The following is a 15,461-nucleotide window of genomic DNA, read 5'->3' on the forward strand; positions in this document are numbered from 1 at the left end:
AAAAATGTCGCCGGTACATTTCCCGAAAAAGCCATATATCCTCTGATAAAAGGGCCAGTATTTAGGTTATGATGAGAATAAGATCCACAAGAGGGCTGTGCCTAAAATGAACGGATCAAAAAATAGGGAGGAACATAAACCATGAAAAAGTCATTATTGATGATTTTGACAGTAATACTTTTGGTTTTTGGAATGGCTGCCTGTGGAAATGGAAGTAATGGGACGGAGGAAGAGGAGATTCCGCAGCCGCTTGAAGTAGAATTGGAAGTACAAGAAACAGCTGGTGTAGGGGAAAGTGTGTCTTTTAAAGCAACTGTTACCCAAGGTGAGGAAGCAATAAAAGATGCGGATGAAGTAGTATTTGAAGTATGGGAAGAGGGAAAAAAAGACGACAGTGAAATGATTGATGCCAAGAATAATAAAGACGGAACATATGAAGCAGAAAAGTCTTTTGACCATGACGGTGTTTTCACTGTACAAGTTCATGTAACAGCCAGAGGCCTGCATACGATGCCGAAAAAATCCGTTACGGTTGGAGAGGGAGCTCCGGTTGACGATGCAAGTGCTCATCATCATGAAGGACATGGGGACCACCATGAAGGCTTTGGAATGCACTTTGAACAAACTGAGGAATTGACAGCAGGCAAAGAAACAGAGCTGATGGTGCATTTGCAGGATGGGGATCATCCAATGGAAGGCGCACGGGTTCGTTTTGAAATTTGGCATGAAAATGAAGTTGACCAGCATGAATTTGTTGATGCGAAGGAATCCCAGGCCGGTGAATACATCGGAAGCTATGATTTTAACGAAGCTGGCAAGTACACCATTCAAGTACATGTTGAAAATGATGATGGGCTTCACGAACATGAGGAACATCAAGTGGAAGTAAAGTAAAGGAAAAGGAACGTTGCCGGATCGTGCAGACGTTCCTTTTTCCATTCTGTTAAAAGTATGCATGGCGGAGAAGGTGGGATTCGAACCCACGCCGCGGCGGCCCGCCCTAATGCATTTCGAGTGCATCCCCTTCAGCCGGACTTGGGTACTTCTCCGTATTGGAAGAGAAAAACGCTCCTGTTTGGAGACCGTTATTGTTTTTGTATAAAAAGATCGTCGGGCTTATTTTTTATTTACTTTTCGGATATCCGGACAGGATGTCCTGGTTCTATAGTACAACAGGAAGTGTGTATGGAGACAATCGGTACTTATCCTTCCTATGTGCCTGGTCCAAGATCCAAGCCGGCAGGATAAATGGTCTTTGCCTAGAAAAGCCGTCCGCCGCGAAGAGGCATGAAGCATGTAGTGCTAATACCAAGGAATTGTTGGCGGGGCTGATCGTGGCGCTCCCGCTTTTCACATCAAAGGTTCAGTGCTGGTGACAGGCTTTGAACCTGCGGCCCCATCATTAGGAGTGATGTGCACTACCAGCTGTGCTACACCAGCAAATTATAAAAATAATAAACTGTCTGCAAAGGATTTTCAATTATTTTTGCTTGTAAAAGAACCGGTCTTTTCCATTTAGTTTTGCAAAAGACAGTTAGCAAAACTTAGAATGACCAATGTAAAAGATGTTTTACATTCCGGGCAATGCCAATGATCATGAAGGCCTCTTTCAAATCAACCTCTCGATATAGAGAGACGAAAAAAGGACCCCTTCAGATCGTGCCCCATTGAAAGAGTACTCCGCTTTGTTCCCCTGTTGTCCCGCTACAATTGTTTAACACAAAAAAGACTGTCTTAGAAAGTTAGTTTTTCACCTATTTTCTAGACAGTCTGACATTCTTATGATTAATTTTCCTGAAAAGTTTCTGCCCGTGCCCCTTTTTTGTCAACTTCCATGACTTCAACTGTATAATCCGGCAGCTCCACTTGCATTCCTTTTGCAATAGCTGGTCCGGAACCTTTAGGTGCAAATGAAATCATGGTTGGTCCGGCTCCGCTGATGACAGTGCCATACGCACCCATTTCCTTTGCTTTCAGCCGGATTTTTTCGTAATTGGGAATAAGGGATGCACGGTAGGGTTCATGAAAGAGATCCGCTTCCATCATCCTGCCGGCGAGTTCATAATCTCCTGAAATAAGCCCGGCAATCATTACGTTTCCGATACCGCTTGCTGCAGTCGAATCAGCCATGCTCCATGTATCGGGCAGCACTTTTCTTGCGGTTTCCGTTTTGAGTTCAAAATCTGGAACATAGAGGACTAAATCTACTTGCAATTCGTCTGTTCGAAAATACTCGACTTGGTCCGTCTTCTTTGTAGCCGCTGTAACAATAAAACCTCCGAAAAGAGCCGGAGCTACGTTATCCGGATGACCTTCAAACTTTGTTGCCCATTCCAGCTTCCTGTCCAGATCTAAATTCAGGCTGCAGAGCTGATTGGCAAGTTCAATACCTGCCACAACAGCTGAAGCGCTGCTGCCCATCCCCCGAGCCAGCGGAATATCACTTTTAACAATCACTTTACAAGGAGAAAGAGCGGCTCCGTATTCCGAAGCCAGCCTTTCTGCTATTTGATAAATAAAATGCTGTTCAGCATCTTCTGCAGGAGGCAGATGTTTGGAGCGAGTCTCAAAAACCCACTCATCATGCTCCCTTACGTGCAGTGTCAAATATCGGTTCAACGCCATTCCGGCCGAATCAAAACCGGGTCCGATGTTGGCGGTACTCGCCGGAACAGTGATTGTGAAGTTCATCATTTTTCGACAACGCCTTTAATGTATTCAACGATGGCAGTTTCATCATTTGGAAGTACGACAGGGTCATACTCAATTTGAGAGATAGCAGTTTGAGGATCTTTCAATCCGTTTCCTGTCAGGACTGCAACCACTTTGCTTCCTTTAGGGATACTGCCGTTTTTCACCTGCTGAACCACGCCAGCGATGGATGCGCAGGATCCCGGCTCTGCAAATACGCCTTCTTTGCTGGTAATGAGCTGATAAGCATGTAAAATCTCTTCATCAGTTACAGCTTCAATTTTTCCTCCTGATTCGTCCCTTGCTGCAGTTGCCAAATCCCAGCTGGCAGGGTTTCCGATACGAATAGCAGTTGCAACAGTTTCGGGCTGTGCAATCGGTTCGCCTTTTACGATTGCAGCTGCACCCTCTGCTTCAAAACCGAACATTTTAGGCAGACCTGTCTGTTTCTCCTCGTTGTACTCTTTGAAACCTTTCCAATAAGCACTGATGTTTCCGGCGTTTCCGACTGGGATTGCCAGGATGTCCGGAGCAGAGCCCAGCTGATCGCAAACTTCAAAAGCAGCCGTCTTCTGTCCTTCAATTCTATATGGATTCACAGAATTTACGAGTGTTACAGGTGCTGATTCGCTCACTGTACGAACCACTTGTAAAGCTTCATCAAAGTTTCCTTCAATTTCTACGATTTCCGCACCATACATCATCGCCTGGGCGAGCTTTCCGAGAGCCACTTTACCATTAGGTATGACGACGATGGCCCTGATGCCAGCTCTGGCAGCGTAGGCAGCAGCAGCGGCAGATGTATTTCCTGTTGATGCACAAATGACGGATCTGCTGCCGTCTTCAACAGCTTTTGCAACAGCCATCACCATCCCGCGGTCTTTAAAAGACCCCGTAGGATTGGCGCCCTCAATTTTTGCGTACAATTCAATTCCCAATTCGTTTGATAAATGGGCCAGATGTACTAATGGTGTATTTCCTTCCTGTAGTGTTAATTTTGGTGTGTTATCTGTCACAGGCAGATATTTTTGATAATGCGAGATCAGGCCCGGCCAGTTCATGCTTCTCCATTCCCCTCTACACGATAATAGCTGATAACGTCTTTGACAACTTCCATATCTCTAAGCTTCATTAAAGCTTCCTGGAAGTTATCCAGGGAAACTCTGTGAGTAACAATAATGATTTCAGCCAACTCCCCTTTATTGAGCGGAGTTTGCAAGATTTTTTCAAAACTGATCCCCAGTTCATTAAATAATGTGGTGATTTGTGAAAATGCACCGACTTCGTCGGCCAAATGAAGCCTGAAATAAAATTGTCCAAAACGTTCCTTAGGTGATTTTAACACACTTTCATACCTTGGAGCTATAGCACTTTTTCCTGTTACGCCGAGAAGCATATTTTTAATGACTGCCATAACGTCTGCCATGACTGCAGTGGCTGTCGGCAGGCTTCCTGCACCTGGACCGTAGAACATCGTTTCGCCGACTGCTTCCCCTTGGACATAGATGGCGTTATATTCATTTTTAACAGACGATAGCGGATGGCTTTTTGACAAAAACGTCGGCTGGACGTTAACTTCGACCTTTTGGTCATCTACTTGGGCAAAACCGATCAGTTTCATGGAGTAGCCTAATTTTTTCCCGTAATGAAGGTCCTCCAGGTCGATTTTGCTGATTCCCTCCACTTCAACATCGTCAAGAGATACGCTCGTTGAAAAAGCAAGTCTGGAAAGAATTGCCATTTTTCTTGCTGCATCCAATCCTTCGACGTCAGCCGTTGGATCAGCTTCCGCAAAGCCGAGCTCCTGCGCTTGATTCAACGCTGTTTCATAGGAAAGACCGTCTTCTTCCATTTTTGTTAAAATGTAATTGGTAGTACCGTTGACGATCCCCATAACCTTCTTCAATTTATCTGATACCAAACCTTCTGTCAGTCCGCGTAAAATCGGAATACCGCCTCCGACGCTCGCTTCGTAAAATAAGTCAACGCCGTTTTCCACTGCAGCTTTCTGCAATTCCGGACCATGAAGAGCGATCAAATCCTTGTTTGCCGTTACTACATGTTTCTTGGCTTGGATAGCTTTTGTGATATGGTCCTTTGCTTCTTCAATACCGCCCATCACTTCAACAACCAGATCAATTTCAGGGTCTTGCAGAATATCATCCGGGTTCGAGGTGAGGAATGTCTGCCCAACTTCAATATCTCTTTCTTTATCCGTATTCCGGACAAGAATGCTTTTTACCTTGACACCAGTGCCAAGCCTATATTGCAGCTCATCCTGATGGTTTTGTATAATTTGTACAACTCCGGAACCAACCGTTCCCAAACCTAATAATCCGATAGATACATAGTCTTTATTCATTCTTATTCCTCACCTTTCTGTCTGTCTATAAAGTACATTTGTCTTTTTATAGTAGACATTCAAGTGTCAAAAGTCAAGGTGTTTTTTACTGCTTTCCTCGGAGAACAGAGTGAAAGAGGAGTTCGAGACTTTATCACGAAATATTTATTGAAGTATATCGAAGTTTTGAGGAGGAATCGTGCATGCTTGAACCAATGAACAGGTCACATGTTGCCGGGAAAAGGCCCGGAACGTGGAATAAAAAGAAAATCACCCTGATTTCCGGAATTATATTGATGTTACTAACGATTGCAGCCTGTATCGGGATATCCATTTATGTGGGAACAAGTTTGATTAAGCCGGAAAAGCAGGCCGTTGAATTGCTTCCAAGTGATTACGAAATGGATTATAGGGATATAGAATTTGTTAGCAGGGATCAAACGACAAAACTTTCTGGATGGGTTTTAGAACCGCTTGTTCCGGTTAAAATGAATGTAATTTTTGCCCATGGCTATAAAGGAAATCGATATCAGGAAAATATTCCTTTTTTGCCGCTTGCCAACAACTTGCTGGCCGATGGGTATCGTGTGATCATGTTTGACTTCCGGAATGCGGGAGAGTCGGGAGGAGACATGACAACTGTCGGTGCTATGGAAAAACTTGATTTACTGGGTGCGATAGACTGGACAACGGCAAATTATAAGGAGCCGGTGGGATTGCTTGGTATCTCCATGGGAGCTTCCACATCCATTTTGGCTGCTGCTGAATCAGAAGAGGTGGTTGCTGTTGTTGCCGACAGTCCTTTCAGTGATTTGGATGACTATCTGGAAGAAAACATGCCCGCTTGGACAAACCTTCCGAATTTTCCATTCACACCTTTAATCTTAACTATTATTCCGTTAATGGCCGATATTGATTTGGAGGAGGCAAGCCCTGTTAGTGTGCTGGATAAAGTATCACCGAGACCTATCCTTTTCATCCATAATAAAGGGGATGGTTCCATCCCATATACGGAAAGCGAAATCATGGCCAAAAAGGATCCGGAGCATTTTTCTATATGGCTGACGGATGGAGAGGGGCACGTGAAGTCTTTTGAGCAAAATACAGAGGAATACGTGGACAGGGTAAAAACTTTTTTTGAAGCAGCACTGGAAAAAAATAGTTGAAGGAGGTCAGGAGATGAATCCGCTGAGCAAAGCATTTTTCCGGAAGCCAACACTTGAACTGGCAGAGTCTCTTCTGGGCTGCCTGCTTGTCAAAGAGACAGAGGAGGGCTTGGCCGCCGGATTGATTGTAGAAACTGAAGCGTACAAAGGTCCTCATGACCGCGCGGCCCACAGTTTTGGAAATAGAAGAACAAAACGGACGGAGATCATGTTTGGAGAGGCGGGGCTTGTTTATACATATACCATGCACACACATTGCCTGATCAACGTTGTAAGTGCGGGAGTGGATGAACCGGAAGCTGTGCTGATACGAGCTTTGGAGCCGCAGAAAGGCATAGATCTAATGTTAAAAAGACGGCCGGTGGATAAAATGAAAAATTTGACGAACGGTCCGGGAAAATTGACCAAGGCCATGGGGATCACCATGGAGGATTATGGGCGAAAGCTTTCTGAACGGCCGCTTTATATAACCAAGGGTAAGGCGCCTTCTGAAATCGAACGAGGTCCTCGTATAGGCATACAAAATTCGGGGGAGGCACGCGATTATCCATGGCGGTATTGGATCAAAGGAAATCCATATGTTTCCAAATAAAGGATAAGTGAGCATCCGCATGAGCTCAACTTATCCATCTTTTTCGACCATGATTTCAAAGTTGTAACATTTTTATTCTTTTACAGTATTTCCCATGGAAATCGACAATCTGTTCCACATATTTATTTGATTAATGATCATAATCAGGTCTACATATTCTTTTTCATTATAATGTTCTCTGACACGCTGATACAATTCATCACTCACGCCTTTTTCTGCAATAAGCGTTACGTTTTCTGCTAATTCCAATGCCAATTTTTCTTTCGGACTAAATATGTTTGCTTCATTCCAGTCTTTTAATTGATTGATTTGCTTATCTGTTACTTTTAGTTTTTTTGCTGTTTTTGTATGCATGTTTAAACAGTAGGAACAGCCATTGATTTGTGAGACGCGTATTTTGATGAGCTCCCTCAATTTTTTATCAATGAACGTTTTCTTTGTGTATTTCTCCAATTCCATCATTTTTTCTAAAGCATTTGGTGCTGCTTTAAAATAGTTCATTCTATTTTCCATTTTGATGAACCCTGCTCCTTTTACCAACCCTTTACTAAAAAGTTTGCTCATGTTCAATCCCTCTTTTCTTTTTTTACTTTCAATTTTGGAAATGATATTTCAGGAGTGATACTTCCATTTTATAAATTACTCAAACCTGCTATTCATCCATGGCAGATTCCATTTCTTCGGAAAGGCTGCTTGCTTTGACTGCATAACTGCCCTTATCATGTCCTTACAAATCAGAAATACCTTTTCCGCCCGCTGTTCCACTACTTTATGAACTTGAATATAAACCATAGCTTGAGATGGGAGTATTCTCCATTAAATTAGCGATTTGTTCTAGTAATACCTTTTAATATTTGCAGAATTCTGTGTTTGATTAGGGTAAATCAAGGAATGTGCGGAATTTCTATTGTATGGCGGACAAAAACTGGGTTCATTTGTTCATAAAAAGTTACATCTACATATGAAAAATGAGTTTGACATGTGTGTTCGTATTAGTGTACTATTTAATTAATACACTAATACAACGGAGGTACGGATATTGAGTGCGTTTATGGGTCTGTTAAAAAAGGATGTAAGTTTAATGAAATTTTGGTATCTTGTCTGGCTGGCCGTTATGTTTCTCGGGATGGCCGCAATTTATGGACTCTCTTTATATGTATCGGAACCGACCATTACGGTGCCTTTTTTGGCCATGATGGCGGGGATTCATATGTTTCTTGCTCCCATTTTTCTGCTGACAATTCTAAACCTTGAGGGAAAGACACAGCTCTGGCTTTATAATCCCCAGGGAAGCATAAAGTTACTGCTGTCTAAAGTTAGTGCTGCAGCCATTATTCAGCTGATTACACAGGTAATCATTTCTTTATATGGATTGGCTGTAATGAAAATTTTGGTTGACGGCGGAGTGATTGAGCATTTCAGTCATCTTCTTCCGTTTAAACAAGGGGTTTATATGAATTTAGGTATCTTTGCGACTTCGATGTATATATCGGTTTGGGTCATTTTTCTATGGACAATTTACCACTCTCTTGGCAGGTTTCCTGCCATTCGAAACTTTCGCTGGCTGGCAGTCATCCTTGTATGGGTTGCCTATAATTTGGTTGAAGCCCTACTTGTAAAGTTGAAAATATTAAACAATGAAATGTTCTCCTTTGGAATCAATGTAAACATAGCTCCAAAAATGACCTACGAAGATGGCTGGCAAATTATTTATACGGATGCATCGCTTCCCATCATAATCATTTTATTTTATGCCACTGTATCAGTCGTAATTTTCCTCCTCGCCAGTTGGCTGTTGGACAGAAAAGTGGAGGTGTAAGGCATGGCTCATGATTATGAGGCTTCCAAGCCCATTTATATACAAATTATGGAAAAGGTTTTTCAGCAGATCATTCGCGGTGAGATCAATCCGGGCGATAAGCTGCCCTCTGTAAGGGAAATGGCAGTTCAATCGGGTGTTAACCCAAATACGATACAACGGTCATATGCCGAAATGGAAAGGATGGGAATTGTGGAAACAAAGCGCGGCCAGGGAACATTTGTGATCAATCGTGAAAGTATTGTTGAGGAATTAAGGGACTCTATGCAGACAGAAGTTATCGGACAGTTTGTCAGAAGCATGGAAGAACTGGGGTACACAAAACAGCAAATCATAAAGGGATTACAACAATATCTGAAAGAGAGTGATCGGACATGACTGTTGAACTGCGCGGGGTAACCAAAAGATATGGATCTGAAAAAGCCTTAAATAATGTGACGCTTCGGTTTAAGCCGGGTAAAATTTACGGACTGCTTGGTCCCAATGGAAGCGGAAAGTCGACAACCTTAAAAATGATTACAGGGCTCGTCTATCCGAACAGTGGAACAGTATCAGTTCTGCAGGAAAAAGTAACGAGAAGAATCAGCAAACATGTTGCGTATTTGACGGAACTCGATATGTTTTATGATTCATTTACATGTGGAAAGATGATTGATTTCTATGACTCCCAATTTTCCGATTTTGATAGGGAGAAGGCCATGCAGCTTTTACAGGAGATGGATGTACCGAAGGATAAAAAAATAAAACAGCTGTCAAAGGGAAACAGGGGCAGATTGAAACTCGTACTCACTTTGGCCAGGGACGTCCCGGTTGTTTTGCTGGATGAGCCATTTTCCGGACTGGACCCGATGGTAAGAGACTCGATTGTGAAAAGTCTTCTGAATTATGTCCAATTTGACAAACAGACTGTGATCATCGCTACACACGAAATTGATGAGATTGAACCGTTACTCGATGAAGTGGCGGCTATCTATAACGGCGATGTGATCGGCCAACAAAATGTGGAAACACTTCGTGAAGCGGAAGGTGTCTCTGTGTTGGAATGGTTTAAATCCATCATGGAACAACACTCCGGAAAGGATGTGTCCTAATTCATGGCAGCAGTTGTTGAACTTCAAAATGTAACGAAAACGATTCGCGGAAAAAAGATTATTGATAATCTCACCTTCCAGATTGAAGCCGGGGAAGTTTTTGGCTTCCTGGGTCCAAACGGGGCCGGAAAAACGACAACCATCCGAATGATTGTGGGGTTAATTGGCATGACTGAAGGTGAAATCAAGATTTGCGGAAGAAGTATCTGTAAAGACTACGAGAAGGCCATCAGTCATGTGGGAGCCATCGTTGAAAATCCGGAGCTGTATAAGTTTTTGACCGGTTACCAAAATTTACTCCAGGCTTCCCGTCTGATTAAAGGGATAACGAAAGAAAAAATAGATGAATCTGTGAGACTAGTCGGTTTAACTGAAAGAATTCATGACAAGGTAAAAACTTATTCATTAGGGATGAGACAAAGATTGGGGATCGCTCAAAGCCTTCTGCACGATCCTGAAATCCTTATCCTGGATGAGCCGACGAATGGTCTGGACCCTGCCGGGATCAGAGAGATTAGAAATCATTTAAGGTATTTAGCCAAGGAAAAGAATCTTGCCATTATCGTATCAAGCCATCTGCTTTCTGAGATGGAAATGATGTGCGACCGGATTGCCGTTATTCAAAAAGGAAAGCTGATCAGTGTCCAACATGTTCATAAAGCTGAAGCCGAACAAGAGAAAAAGAACTATTTTCTAGATGTTAATAACCGGAAGGAAGCAATGAAAATTCTGGCGGCAAATCATTTTCAGGCGGTGAAGGTTCAAGAGGGAATTCGCGTATTGGCGGAAACATGCCAAATTCCCGATTTGCTCCGGCTGCTGCTTGATCACGATGTACTCGTATTTGAATGCAGTCCGCTGAAAAAATCACTGGAAGATCGATTTTTGGAAATGACAAGGCAGGAGGAGGTACCGGAAATTGTTTAATTTGGTACGAAATGAATGGGAAAAAATTTTTAGACAGTCGAGCACTTATCTAATGATCGGGCTCCTCATTTTGTGTATAGTGGCTGCTGCTGGAATCACCAAATATATGGAAGGAAAAGAAAAGGCAGCTTCCAACGATTGGAAGCAGGAACTCGCTGCCCAAAACGAATCGTTACTAAAGGAGTCTGACGGAATACAGATCACAACGCCGTCTATGAGGGCATTCACGGAAAAACAGGTGGCCTTGAACGAGTATCGGATTGAACATGATATACCTCCTACTACCGAAAATACGGTCTGGACCTTTATCAATGATTCGGCTTCTCTCATCCCTTTTGCCGGATTGTTTGTATTGGTGATTGCCGCAGGAATTGTAGCCAATGAATTTACATGGGGAACGGTGAAAATTCTCCTAATAAAACCTTATCAGCGCTGGAAAATTCTCCTTTCAAAATATATTGCCGTAAATCTGTTTCTAATTTTCATGCTTGCTATATTGTTTGTTGGTGCAGGGCTGATAGGAACCATTCTTTTTGGTACGGGTAATGCGGCAAACAACGTCCATCTGGCTTATGTAAACGGACGGGTGGAAGAGCAAAGTTTACTCTTCTATCTATTAAAGTCCTACGTCCTTCATGCGATCGGGGTCGTTTTGCTGGCAGCCATGGCTTTTATGATTTCAGCTGTATTCAGAAACAGTGCTTTGGCCATTGGTCTATCTGTATTCCTTCTTTTTACTGGCGGAACTGTTACGAACCTGCTGGCAAGCAAATTTAACTGGGCCAAATACAGCCTGTTTGCCAATACAGACCTAATGCAGTATATTGACGGGATTCCCCTGGTGGAAGGCATGACCATGAAGTTTTCTGTTATAGTATTATTGATCTATTTTTTAGTCTTTCATCTCCTGGCATTTTCCATTTTTTTAAAGCGTGATATCGCGTCATAATAACATTTAATGAGGAAATAGGGACTTCATTCCTATTTCTGATAAACTGTAAAAATAATTTTATAGTATAATAAAAGAACTGTAAATATTTCCCTCTTTTTGGTATATTTAGGATGTAACGAAAAAGCAAATGAATGACCCTTCTCCATCTTTCATAGAATAATAGAAGGCAATTTTTTTGCTGAACCGTTGCCAAAATATTGAAAAGGGGGATTAAGTTTGAAAAGGAAACGGTTGATGCTGATCAGTTTTGTAACCGCATTCATTTTGCTTCTTACCGGCTGCTTCAGTGGTGAGACAGAGTCTACGCCTGATTCGTCTGATGGTGAAAAATCCAGTGAAGAAGGCGGCAAGAAAGTATTGAATCTCAACAACAATGAAGAGCCGGGCTCACTTCATCCGGGCAAAGCCCAAGGAACTCATGATTCATGGATTTTGGAACATGCTTTTGAAGGATTGACAAAGAAGACGCCTGAAGGAGAAATTGTCGACGGAATGGCCAGAGACTGGGAAGTCAGTGAAGATGGGATTACATGGACTTTTCATTTGAAAGAGGATGTCGAGTGGTCAAATGGAGATCCCGTGACAGCCCATGACTTTGAGTACGCTTGGAAACATGTGCTCAATCCTGAAACCGCTGCCGAATATGCATATCAACTATACTATTTAAAAGGCGGAGAAGAATATAACAGCTCCGAGAACAAGGATGAGCACGCGGAATTGGAAGAAAATGTCGGGATAAAAGCCCTGGATGATCATACGCTTGAAGTGACTCTTGCGGAACCGACACCCTACTTCCTGGATTTGACATCATTTTACACTTATTATCCTGTGAATAAAAAAGTTCAGGAAGAGAACCCTGACTGGGCACTGGAAGCCGACACCTATGTGTCAAACGGTGCTTTCAAGCTCACGGAATGGAAACATAAAGACAGTTTGAAACTGGAGAAGAACGAAAATTACTATGACAAGGACAAGATCCATCTGGATGAAGTCAACTTTGTCATTATTGACAATGCGGACACTGCCTGGCAAATGTATCAGGCCGGCGATCTTGATTTGGTTTATCCGCTGCCTCCAGATGTCCAGGGTGAACTGAGCAGCAAAGATGACCCTGAGTTTGAAATTGCTCCGGATTTAGCAGTGTACTATTACAATCTTAACAATGAAGTACAACCATTCAATAACAAAAAAGTGAGAAAAGCTTTGTCTATGGCCATCGACCGCAAGGCGCTGGTTGAACATGTATCCCAAGGCGGGCAGCAGCCTGCGTATGGTGTCATTCCACCGGGGATCCCCGATGCACAGGGGGATTTTCAGGAGAATTCCGGAGACTTGTTTAAAGAAGATATAGGCGAAGCGAAAAAGCTGTTGGCTGAAGGACTTGCGGAGGAAGGCTTAAGTGAAATGCCTGAATTTACGCTTACGTATAATACGGACGAAGGTCACAAAAAAATAGCGGAAGCTGTGCAGGAAATGTGGCGTAAAAACCTTGATGTACATGTCACTTTGGAAAACGTGGAGTTCCAAGTGAAGCTGGACCGGGAAAAAGCAGGGGATTACCAAATTTCACGGGCAGGCTGGGTAGGTGACTACGTGGATCCGATGACGTTCATGGATCTATGGGTAACGGGCGGCTCTTTTAATGATGCCAACTGGAGTCATTCAGAATACGATCAGAATATCAAATTTGCGAAATCATCCATGGATGAAAAAGAACGCATGGATGCCCTCCATAAAGCAGAAGAAATATTAATGGATGAGATGCCCATCATCCCGATTTATTTCTACACAAAACCTTTTACAGTGAAACCATATGTATCAGGTATCTTTACACCTATCAACCGTTATCCGCAGTTCATTTATGCTGACATTGAAAAGTAAACCGTGTCCAAAATCGAGGTATGCCGTCCTGGCATACCCGGTTTTGGTGTGAATGATAAGCTGCACTCATTATACCTATCAACCATTCAAGAGTTGGGAAGACAAGAGATGAAAGAGGTGTAATAGATGTGGAAATATACAATAAAGCGATTGTTTTGGGCAATGGTTACTGTGTGGGTGATCATAACTCTCACTTTTATTATTATGAAAATCATTCCCGGGAACCCGTTTGCCAGAGAAGGAGCGTTGCCCCCGGCTGTATATAATAACCTGCAGAGCCATTACAATTTGGATAAACCGGAAATTGTCCAGTATGGCCTTTATCTAAAATCCGTTCTCCAATTCGATTTTGGCCCGTCCATGAAAACCCAATCTATATCAGTCAATGACTATATTAAAAAAGGGTTTCCCATTTCCCTTCATTTGGGGCTGCAGGCCCTATTCATAGCCATTACGTTTGGATTAATCCTTGGAGTGATCGCGGCATTAAACAGAAACCGGTGGCCGGATTACTCTTCAATGGTTCTGGCAATCATCGGCCTGTCCGTTCCAAATTTTGTTCTAGCCACATTTCTGATTCACTATGTGGCAGTTGAATGGAACCTGCTGCCGGTTGCCACCTGGAAGTCGTGGTCACACACCATTTTGCCATCCATTGCACTGGCCATGATGCCGATGGCATACATTGCACGGTTAATGAGATCCAGTATGCTGGAAGTAATGAGCCAGGACTATATGTTAACTGCAAAAGCGAAGGGATTGTCAACCGGTGTCATTTTACTTAAACATGCCATTCGAAATGCGATTCTCCCGGTCGTGACTGTCCTGGGCATTCTGACCGCCAACCTGGTGACGGGAAGTTTTATTATTGAGCATATTTTCGGAATTCCGGGAATGGGGGAAATGTTTGTAAAAAGCATATTCAGCCGTGATTATCCGGTTATTTTGGGGTCAACGATTTTTTACAGCATCATTCTTGTTATACTGCTTTTAATTGTGGACATCGCCTATACATGGATTGACCCGAGAATCAAAATTACAAAGGAGAGCGGCTCATGAGCAAGCAGGATCTAAAATTGCCAGAAGAACTGTTTTTGCCTGCAGAGGACAATTTTAAGGAAGCTGAAAAAATTTCAAGGCCATCCGTTTCCTACTGGTCCGATGTATGGCGCAGGCTCGGTGAGAACAAACTTGCGATGCTTGGTCTGATAGTCATCATTATTTTAATTATTATGGCGGTCATCGGCCCTCACTTGAACGGGTACACCTATTATGAACAGGATTTTACAAAAAAGAATGTAAGACCTAATGCGGAACATTGGTTTGGAACCGATTCTGCCGGCAGGGATATATTTACCCGAAGCTGGTATGGCGCCAGAATTTCACTTTTTATTGGAGTTATGGCTGCACTGATTGACTTTTTGGTAGGCGTGGTATACGGCGGTATTTCAGCGATCAAAGGCGGCCGCGTAGATCATGCCATGATGAGAATAGCTGAAATTCTATATGCTATCCCCTACCTGCTGGTGGTGATTTTGGTCATGATTGTCATGGAAAGAGGAATCTGGCCGATCATTATCGCTCTGTCGATCACCGGATGGATTCAAATGGCCCGTCTTGTAAGGGGGCAAGTCCTGCAATTAAAAGAACTGGAATTTGTCCAGGCCTCCAATGCGATGGGGGCAAAAATGGGATGGGTATTAAAAAAACATATGATTCCCAATACATTGGGGCCGATTCTCGTCAATATTACCCTCACCGTTCCGACAGCTATTTTTGCCGAGGCGACTTTAAGCTTTCTTGGATTGGGTGTACAGGCCCCTCAAGCCAGCTGGGGAACGCTCGTCAGTGATTCACTTGGCAGTATTCATGTAGGGCATTTTTACCAACTATTCATACCCGCCATCTTAATCTCTTTGACCATGCTGGCATTTAATGTATTTGGGGACGGACTCAGGGATGCACTCGACCCCAAATTGCGGGAATAGAGAGGGGGGACAT

General features: G+C 43.1%; 15 protein-coding genes and 2 tRNA genes. 11 read left to right on the top strand and 6 right to left on the bottom strand.

All coding sequences use genetic code 11. From position 1 onward, the window contains the following. The first annotated feature begins 141 nt into the window (after positions 1–141). On the top strand, positions 142–894 hold the full coding sequence (locus ACFSCZ_RS13575; protein WP_380774551.1) for a FixH family protein: 753 nt from the start codon (positions 142–144) through the stop codon (positions 892–894). A gap of 62 nt (positions 895–956) precedes the next feature. Here the strand turns inward: ACFSCZ_RS13575 and ACFSCZ_RS13580 are convergent. From ACFSCZ_RS13580 to ACFSCZ_RS13600, 5 genes are all read right to left on the bottom strand, one after another. After that, a tRNA-Ser gene (locus ACFSCZ_RS13580) sits at positions 957–1,049 on the bottom strand. Positions 1,050–1,367: 318 nt separating this feature from the next. Then, a tRNA-Arg gene (locus ACFSCZ_RS13585) sits at positions 1,368–1,440 on the bottom strand. A 345-nt stretch (positions 1,441–1,785) separates the two neighbouring features. Then, positions 1,786–2,694 carry a homoserine kinase gene (thrB, locus tag ACFSCZ_RS13590; protein ID WP_380774552.1) on the bottom strand — a complete coding sequence of 303 codons (909 nt, stop codon included), beginning with the start codon at positions 2,692–2,694 and terminating at the stop codon, positions 1,786–1,788. Continuing rightward, positions 2,691–3,752, bottom strand: a complete 1,062-nt coding sequence (thrC, locus tag ACFSCZ_RS13595) for a threonine synthase (RefSeq protein ID WP_380774553.1) — start codon at positions 3,750–3,752, stop codon at positions 2,691–2,693. The genes thrB and thrC overlap by 4 nt, the downstream gene beginning before the upstream one ends. Further along, positions 3,749–5,053, bottom strand: a complete 1,305-nt coding sequence (locus tag ACFSCZ_RS13600) for a homoserine dehydrogenase (RefSeq protein WP_380774554.1) — start codon at positions 5,051–5,053, stop codon at positions 3,749–3,751. The genes thrC and ACFSCZ_RS13600 overlap by 4 nt, the downstream gene beginning before the upstream one ends. Before the next feature lie 182 nt (positions 5,054–5,235). Here ACFSCZ_RS13600 and ACFSCZ_RS13605 point away from each other — a divergent pair, with 182 nt between their 5' ends. Together ACFSCZ_RS13605 and ACFSCZ_RS13610 are read left to right on the top strand one after the other, a co-directional pair. Then, the gene (locus ACFSCZ_RS13605) at positions 5,236–6,198 is read left to right on the top strand and encodes an alpha/beta hydrolase (RefSeq protein ID WP_380774556.1); all 963 of its coding nucleotides are present in this window, start codon (positions 5,236–5,238) and stop codon (positions 6,196–6,198) included. Between the two features lie 13 nt (positions 6,199–6,211). Continuing rightward, on the top strand, positions 6,212–6,790 hold the full coding sequence (locus ACFSCZ_RS13610) for a DNA-3-methyladenine glycosylase (protein ID WP_380774557.1): 579 nt from the start codon (positions 6,212–6,214) through the stop codon (positions 6,788–6,790). Positions 6,791–6,862: 72 nt separating this feature from the next. Here the strand turns inward: ACFSCZ_RS13610 and ACFSCZ_RS13615 are convergent, their stop codons facing one another. After that, positions 6,863–7,303 carry a carboxymuconolactone decarboxylase family protein gene (locus ACFSCZ_RS13615; RefSeq protein WP_380774629.1) on the bottom strand — a complete coding sequence of 147 codons (441 nt, stop codon included), beginning with the start codon at positions 7,301–7,303 and terminating at the stop codon, positions 6,863–6,865. Between the two features lie 568 nt (positions 7,304–7,871). Between ACFSCZ_RS13615 and ACFSCZ_RS13620 the strand changes: the two genes are divergently transcribed. The 8 genes from ACFSCZ_RS13620 to ACFSCZ_RS13655 all read left to right on the top strand — a co-directional run bounded on the left by ACFSCZ_RS13620 (position 7,872) and on the right by ACFSCZ_RS13655 (position 15,448). Then, positions 7,872–8,609 carry a hypothetical protein gene (locus ACFSCZ_RS13620; protein ID WP_380774558.1) on the top strand — a complete coding sequence of 246 codons (738 nt, stop codon included), beginning with the start codon at positions 7,872–7,874 and terminating at the stop codon, positions 8,607–8,609. Between the two features lie 3 nt (positions 8,610–8,612). After that, a complete protein-coding gene (locus ACFSCZ_RS13625) occupies positions 8,613–8,987 on the top strand; it encodes a GntR family transcriptional regulator (RefSeq protein WP_380774559.1) in 375 nt (124 codons plus the stop codon). After that, a complete protein-coding gene (locus tag ACFSCZ_RS13630) occupies positions 8,984–9,700 on the top strand; it encodes an ABC transporter ATP-binding protein (RefSeq protein WP_380774560.1) in 717 nt (238 codons plus the stop codon). Before ACFSCZ_RS13625 ends, ACFSCZ_RS13630 begins: the two co-directional genes overlap by 4 nt. Before the next feature lie 3 nt (positions 9,701–9,703). Then, on the top strand, positions 9,704–10,627 hold the full coding sequence (locus tag ACFSCZ_RS13635) for an ABC transporter ATP-binding protein (RefSeq protein WP_380774562.1): 924 nt from the start codon (positions 9,704–9,706) through the stop codon (positions 10,625–10,627). Continuing rightward, a complete protein-coding gene (locus ACFSCZ_RS13640) occupies positions 10,620–11,576 on the top strand; it encodes an ABC transporter permease (protein WP_380774564.1) in 957 nt (318 codons plus the stop codon). Before ACFSCZ_RS13635 ends, ACFSCZ_RS13640 begins: the two co-directional genes overlap by 8 nt. 219 nt (positions 11,577–11,795) lie before the next feature. Further along, positions 11,796–13,460: a peptide ABC transporter substrate-binding protein gene (locus ACFSCZ_RS13645; RefSeq protein ID WP_380774566.1), complete on the top strand. Its 1,665-nt coding sequence runs from the start codon at positions 11,796–11,798 to the stop codon at positions 13,458–13,460. A 126-nt stretch (positions 13,461–13,586) separates the two neighbouring features. Next, positions 13,587–14,519 (top strand): ABC transporter permease, encoded by a 933-nt coding sequence (locus tag ACFSCZ_RS13650; protein WP_380774568.1) that lies wholly within the window; start codon positions 13,587–13,589, stop codon positions 14,517–14,519. Continuing rightward, on the top strand, positions 14,516–15,448 hold the full coding sequence (locus ACFSCZ_RS13655; RefSeq protein WP_380774570.1) for an ABC transporter permease: 933 nt from the start codon (positions 14,516–14,518) through the stop codon (positions 15,446–15,448). The genes ACFSCZ_RS13650 and ACFSCZ_RS13655 overlap by 4 nt, the downstream gene beginning before the upstream one ends. The last annotated feature ends 13 nt before the right edge of the window (positions 15,449–15,461 follow it).

The organism is Siminovitchia sediminis (assembly GCF_042680885.1).
GTDB lineage: Bacteria > Bacillota > Bacilli > Bacillales > Bacillaceae_C > Siminovitchia > Siminovitchia sediminis.

What these genes read in the sequence shown, in the direction of transcription:
- ACFSCZ_RS13575 (WP_380774551.1), top strand. Translation starts at nt 142, where the DNA reads ATGAAAAAGTCATTATTGATGATTTTGACAGTAATACTTTTGGTTTTT.
- thrB (WP_380774552.1), bottom strand. Translation starts at nt 2,694, where the DNA reads ATGATGAACTTCACAATCACTGTTCCGGCGAGTACCGCCAACATCGGA.
- thrC (WP_380774553.1), bottom strand. Translation starts at nt 3,752, where the DNA reads ATGAACTGGCCGGGCCTGATCTCGCATTATCAAAAATATCTGCCTGTG.
- ACFSCZ_RS13600 (WP_380774554.1), bottom strand. Translation starts at nt 5,053, where the DNA reads ATGAATAAAGACTATGTATCTATCGGATTATTAGGTTTGGGAACGGTT.
- ACFSCZ_RS13605 (WP_380774556.1), top strand. Translation starts at nt 5,236, where the DNA reads ATGCTTGAACCAATGAACAGGTCACATGTTGCCGGGAAAAGGCCCGGA.
- ACFSCZ_RS13610 (WP_380774557.1), top strand. Translation starts at nt 6,212, where the DNA reads ATGAATCCGCTGAGCAAAGCATTTTTCCGGAAGCCAACACTTGAACTG.
- ACFSCZ_RS13615 (WP_380774629.1), bottom strand. Translation starts at nt 7,303, where the DNA reads ATGGAAAATAGAATGAACTATTTTAAAGCAGCACCAAATGCTTTAGAA.
- ACFSCZ_RS13620 (WP_380774558.1), top strand. Translation starts at nt 7,872, where the DNA reads ATGAAATTTTGGTATCTTGTCTGGCTGGCCGTTATGTTTCTCGGGATG.
- ACFSCZ_RS13625 (WP_380774559.1), top strand. Translation starts at nt 8,613, where the DNA reads ATGGCTCATGATTATGAGGCTTCCAAGCCCATTTATATACAAATTATG.
- ACFSCZ_RS13630 (WP_380774560.1), top strand. Translation starts at nt 8,984, where the DNA reads ATGACTGTTGAACTGCGCGGGGTAACCAAAAGATATGGATCTGAAAAA.
- ACFSCZ_RS13635 (WP_380774562.1), top strand. Translation starts at nt 9,704, where the DNA reads ATGGCAGCAGTTGTTGAACTTCAAAATGTAACGAAAACGATTCGCGGA.
- ACFSCZ_RS13650 (WP_380774568.1), top strand. Translation starts at nt 13,587, where the DNA reads ATGTGGAAATATACAATAAAGCGATTGTTTTGGGCAATGGTTACTGTG.
- ACFSCZ_RS13655 (WP_380774570.1), top strand. Translation starts at nt 14,516, where the DNA reads ATGAGCAAGCAGGATCTAAAATTGCCAGAAGAACTGTTTTTGCCTGCA.